Raw genomic sequence first — 5,349 nt, 5'->3', positions numbered from 1 at the left:
GTGGTGTCGCCGACGTGACCGCCACCCCCGCGCCGGGCGCCGGCGCCCCGGGCACGGACAGCCAGGGCGCCCCCGCCCGGCCCGCCCGGCCGGTGCGCCTCGGCTACGGCACCAACGGCCTGGCCGACCACCGCGTCGACGACGCCCTCGCCATGCTCGCCGACCTGGGGTACGACGGCGTCGCCCTCACCCTCGACGTCCGGCACCTCGACCCGTTCGCCGACGACGTCCACGCCGCCACGCAGGCGGTCGCCCGCCGGCTGGACCGGCTCGGGCTCGGCGTCGTCGTCGAGACCGGCGCCCGGTACCTGCTTGACCCGCGCCTGAAGCACGAGCCCACCCTGGTGTCCGCGCAGGGCGTCGAGCGCCGCGTGGACCTGCTGCAGCGGGCGGTCCGGATCGCCGCCGACCTCGGTGCGGACGCCGTGTCGTGCTGGTCGGGCGTGCTCGCCCCCGGCCTCGACCCCGACGCCGCCCGCCGGCAGGTCGCCGACGCCCTCGCGCAGGTCCTGGAAGAGGCCGACCGCCTCGACGTGCCGCTGGCCGTGGAGCCCGAGCCCGGCCACCTCGTCGAGCGCCTGGACGACGTCCTCGACCTGCGGCGCGTCCTCGGGCAGCCCGAGCGGCTGCGCGTCACCCTCGACCTCGGGCACTGCGTGTGCGTGGAGGACGAGCCGGTCGCCGACGTCGTCCGCCGTGCCGGCGACCTGCTCGTCGACGTCCAGGTCGACGACATGGTCCGCGGCGTCCACGAGCACCTGCCGCTCGGCGAGGGCGCCCTCGACCTCCGCTCGGCGCTCGCCGCCCTCGTCGAGACCGGGTTCACGGGCCTCGCCGCGGTCGAGCTGCCGCGCCACTCCCACGCCGGGCCGGACATGGCGGCCCGCTCGATCGCCTCGCTGGAGGAGGCGCTCGCCGCGCTGCCCGCCGCCGGTGCCCCCGGCACGGACGGCGCTGCGGACCGGGCCGTCGACCTGTCCGGCCGCGAGCGCACGGGGGCGGTCGTGTGAGCACCGGCACCGTGAGGACCGCCGAGGACCTCGCCGCCCAGGTCGCCGACCGCCCGTCGGCCGCGGCCACCGTGTTCCCCGCGGTCGCCCGCCTGCTCGGTACCCGTGAGCCCGTCGCGGTCGACGCCGCCCGCGGCCGCGTCCTCGACGCCCTCGCCGGCGCCCTCGACCCCGCGGCGCTGGCCACCGAGGTCGAGCAGCTGTACCGCTACGGCGACGCCGACGAGAAGCGCGCCGTCCTGCTGGCGCTGCACCGGCTCCCGCTGCCCGCCGCGAGCACCCTGCCCCTGCTGCTCGACGCGCTGCGCACCAACGACGGCCGCCTGGTCGCCGCCGCCGTGGGCCCGGCCGGGCACGACGCGCTGCCCGACGAGGCCTGGCGCCACGCCGTCCTCAAGTGCCTCTTCACCGGCGTCCCCCTGGCCGCCGTCGCCGGCCTCGACGACCGCGCCGACGCCGAGACCGCCCGCATGGTCGCCGCCCTGGTGACCGAGCGCGTGACCGCCGGCCGCGACGTCCCCGACGACGCCTGGCTCGTGCTGCGCCGTTTCCCCGACGCGGTCGCGGCGTCGGGCCTGGAGGAGCTGCTCGCCTCGCCCCACGAGGACCGGCGCGAGGCCGCCCGGCGCGCCCTCGCCGCCCGCGACGCCGCCCCCGCCCCGACCGGCACCCCTGGCACCGATCCCGCTGCAGACCCCGACGGAGGCACCTGACCGTGCGCGTCCTCGACCCCCACATCCACATGACCTCCCGCACCACCACCGACTACGAGCAGATGTACGCCGCGGGCGTCCGCGCCGTCGTCGAGCCGGCGTTCTGGCTCGGCCAGCCCCGCACCGGCGTGAGCTCCTTCACCGACTACTTCGACTCCCTGCTCGGCTGGGAGCGGTTCCGCGCGGCCCAGCACGGCATCGCCCACTCCTGCACGCTCGCGCTCAACCCCAAGGAGGCCAACGACCCGCGGCTGGCCGGGGTGCTCGACGTGCTGCCCCGCTACCTGGCCAAGGACGGCGTGGTCGCGGTCGGCGAGGTCGGCTTCGACTCCATGACGTCGGAGGAGGAGCACGCCTTCCGCATCCAGCTGGAGATGGCCGGCGAGCAGGGGCTCCCCGTCATGGTCCACACCCCGCACCGCGACAAGGCCGCCGGCACCCGGCGCACGCTCGAGCTGGTCGCGGCCTCGGGCCTGCCCGCCGGTCACGTCCTCGTCGACCACTGCAACGAGACCACGGTCGGCATGGTCGACGACGCCGGCGCCTGGGCGGGCTTCTCGATCTACCCCGACACCAAGATGGACCCCCACCGCATGGTGCGGATCCTCCAGGAGCGGGGCCTGGACCGCGTGCTCGTCAACTCCGCCGCCGACTGGGGCAAGAGCGACCCGCTGCTCACCGTCCGCACCGGCGAGGCCATGCTCGCGGCCGGCTTCGGCGACGACGACGTCGACCGGGTGCTGTGGCGCAACCCGGTCGAGTTCTACGGCCAGTCCGGCCGCCTCGTCCTCGACGTGCCGCCGGTCGACGCGGGCGCGACCTTCGAGGGCAGCTCGCTGCTGCGGGGGCCGCGCGCATGAGGTTCACCCACCGCGACGGCACGACCGTCCACCTGGCCCACTGCAGCAACGTCCACCCCGCCGAGGACCTCGACGAGGTCCTCGCGCAGGTCGACGCCGTCGGCCACGGGCTGCGCCGCCGGCTCGACGTGCCCACCGTGGGCATCGGGCTGTGGCTGCCCGCCGCCCTGGCCGCCCGGCTCGTCGCCGAGCCCGCCTCGCTGGAGCGGCTGCGCCGCGGGCTGCAGCGTGCCGGGGTCGAGGTCGTCACCGTCAACGCGTTCCCCTGGGGCGGCTTCCACGCCCCGGTCGTCAAGAAGGCGGTGTACCGGCCGGACTGGACCACCCGCGACCGGCTCGACTACACCCTCGACTGCGCGACGGTGCTGGCCCGGCTCATGCCGGACGACGCCGTGCGCGGCAGCATCTCCACCCTGCCGCTGGGCTGGCGGACGCCGTGGCTGTCGGACCGGCAGGCCACCGCGGAGACCCTGCTCGCACGCCTGGAGGACGGCCTGGCCAAGGTGTCCGCCGACGCGGGCCGCGCGGTCCGGGTCGGCTTCGAGCCCGAGCCGGGCTGCATCGTCGAGACCACCGAGGACGCCGCCGAGCGCGTCGCGCCCGCCGCGGGCGAGCACGTCGGGGTCTGCCTGGACACCTGCCACCTCGCCGTCGCCTTCGAGGACCCGCACGAGGCGCTGGCCCGCCTCGGCGCGGCCGACCTGCCGGTCGTCAAGGCGCAGCTCGCCGCGGCCCTGCACGCCGAGGACCCGGCCGACCCCGCCACCCGCGCCGCCCTCGAGCCGTTCGTCGAGCAGCGGTTCCTCCACCAGGTCCGCAGCCACGTCGGCGGCCGGCTCGTCGGCAAGGACGACCTGGACGAGGCGCTGGCCGGCGCCCGCCCGCTGTCCACCGACGAGGCCTGGCGGGTCCACGTCCACGTCCCGCTCCACGCCGACCCCGCCCCGCCGCTGCGCAGCACCCGCGCGGAGCTGCGCGGCACCGTCGACGCCCTGCTCGGGGGCGACCGCGCCCTCACCGACCACCTGGAGGTCGAGACGTACACCTGGTCCGTGCTGCCCGACGGCATCCGCCCCGACGGTCCCGAGGGGGTGCTCGACGGCATCGCCGCCGAGCTCGCCTGGGCCCGCGCGGAGCTCCTCGACGCGGGGCTGGTGGCCGCATGAGCCTGCTCGTCCTCGACGTCGTCGGCCTCACCCCGAAGCTGCTGCGCCACGCGCCCCGGCTGCGCGCCCTCGCGGAGCAGGGCTGGCAGGCCGAGCTCGGCACCGTCCTGCCCGCGGTGACCTGTTCCGCGCAGTCGACGTTCCTCACCGGCACCGTGCCGACCGAGCACGGCATCGTCGGCAACGGCTGGTACCTGCGCGACATCGGCGAGGTCATGCTCTGGCGCCAGCACAACCGGCTCGTCCAGGGCGAGAAGGTCTGGGAGACCGCCCGCCGCCGGCAGCCCGGGTTCACCGTCGCCAACGTCTGCTGGTGGTACGCCATGGGCGCCAGCACCGACCTCACGGTCACGCCCCGGCCGGTCTACCACGCCGACGGCCGGAAGTCCCCGGACTGCTACGCCCGCCCGCCGGAGCTGCACGACGAGCTCACCGAGGCGCTCGGCCCGTTCCCGCTGTTCCAGTACTGGGGCCCGACCGCGTCCATCGCCTCCACGCGCTGGATCGTCGAGGCCACCCGGATGGTCATGCCCCGCGTCGACATGACGCTGGCCTACCTGCCGCACCTGGACTACGACCTGCAGCGGTTCGGCCCCGACGGCCCCGAGGCCGTCGCCGCGGTGGAGGCGCTCGACGCCACGGTCGCCCCGCTGCTGGACGACGCGGCCGCCGCGGGCACGACGGTCGTCGTGCTGTCGGAGTACGGCATCACCGCGGTCGACGAGCCGGTCCACGTCAACCGCGCGCTGCGCGAGGCCGGGCTGCTCGAGGTGTACGTCCAGGACGGGCGGGAGCTGCTGGACCCGTGGACCTCGCGGGCCTTCGCGGTCGCCGACCACCAGGTCGCCCACGTCTACGTCGCCGACCCCGCCGACCGTCCCCGGGTGCGCGAGCTCCTGGCCGCGCTGCCCGGCGTGGAGCAGGTGCTCGAGGGCGACGCGCTCGCCGAGGCCGGCCTGGGCCACGAGCGCAGCGGCGAGCTCGTCGCCGTCGCCGCGCCCCGGTCGTGGTTCACGTACTACTACTGGCTCGACGACGCGCGGGCCCCCGACTTCGCGCGCGGCGTGGAGATCCACAAGAAGCCCGGCTACGACCCCGCCGAGCTGTTCCTCGACCCGGCCGACCCGACCGCCAAGGTGCGCGCCGGGATCAGCCTGCTGAAGAAGAAGGTGGGGCTGCGCTACGCGATGAGCGTGGTCCCCCTCGACGCCCGCTGGGTGAAGGGCAGCCACGGACGGCTGCCCGACGACCCGGACGACGGGCCCGTCCTGCTGTGCTCGGTCCCCGGGGGGGCCCGAGACCGTTACGAGGCGACGGAGGTCCGGGACCTGCTCCTGGACCTCGCCGTCCCAGCGGGGGCGGCACCTGCTGCCCCCGGCCCCACCACCACCCCCACCGACCCACGGGTCGACACCCTGAAGGGAGCACGTTGATGTGCTTCGGCTTTGACACCACCACCCCCGCCCTCCGCGCCGCGGAGGCGGGCACCGGCCCGGACCGTCGCGCCCTGCTGCGCGGCATCGGGGCCACCGCGGTCGCCGGCGGCGCGGTCGCGCTCGCGGGCGCACCGGCCTCGGCCTCCTCCGCGCGCGGCGAGCAC

5 protein-coding genes are annotated in these 5,349 nt (G+C 76.4%); all 5 read left to right on the top strand.

The genetic code is table 11. The annotated features are described in order from the left end of the window. On the top strand, positions 1-1,010 hold a 1,010-nt coding region (locus WCS02_RS17030), incomplete at its 5' end, for a sugar phosphate isomerase/epimerase family protein (RefSeq protein WP_340295398.1). An 11-nt stretch (positions 1,011-1,021) separates the two neighbouring features. Next, complete coding sequence (locus WCS02_RS17025; protein ID WP_340295396.1) at positions 1,022-1,723, top strand: EboA domain-containing protein; 702 nt, start codon at positions 1,022-1,024, stop codon at positions 1,721-1,723. A gap of 2 nt (positions 1,724-1,725) precedes the next feature. Next, positions 1,726-2,583 carry a TatD family hydrolase gene (locus WCS02_RS17020; RefSeq protein WP_340295394.1) on the top strand — a complete coding sequence of 286 codons (858 nt, stop codon included), beginning with the start codon at positions 1,726-1,728 and terminating at the stop codon, positions 2,581-2,583. Beyond that, the gene (gene eboE / locus WCS02_RS17015; RefSeq protein ID WP_340295392.1) at positions 2,580-3,749 is read left to right on the top strand and encodes a metabolite traffic protein EboE; all 1,170 of its coding nucleotides are present in this window, start codon (positions 2,580-2,582) and stop codon (positions 3,747-3,749) included. The genes WCS02_RS17020 and eboE overlap by 4 nt, the downstream gene beginning before the upstream one ends. Further along, positions 3,746-5,182 (top strand): alkaline phosphatase family protein, encoded by a 1,437-nt coding sequence (locus WCS02_RS17010; protein WP_340295390.1) that lies wholly within the window; start codon positions 3,746-3,748, stop codon positions 5,180-5,182. Before eboE ends, WCS02_RS17010 begins: the two co-directional genes overlap by 4 nt. Positions 5,183-5,349 lie beyond the last annotated feature (167 nt).

Origin of the sequence: Aquipuribacter hungaricus (assembly GCF_037860755.1) — a bacterium.
Taxonomy (GTDB): domain Bacteria; phylum Actinomycetota; class Actinomycetes; order Actinomycetales; family JBBAYJ01; genus Aquipuribacter; species Aquipuribacter hungaricus.
This window is presented reverse-complemented; position numbering and strand designations above follow the sequence as displayed.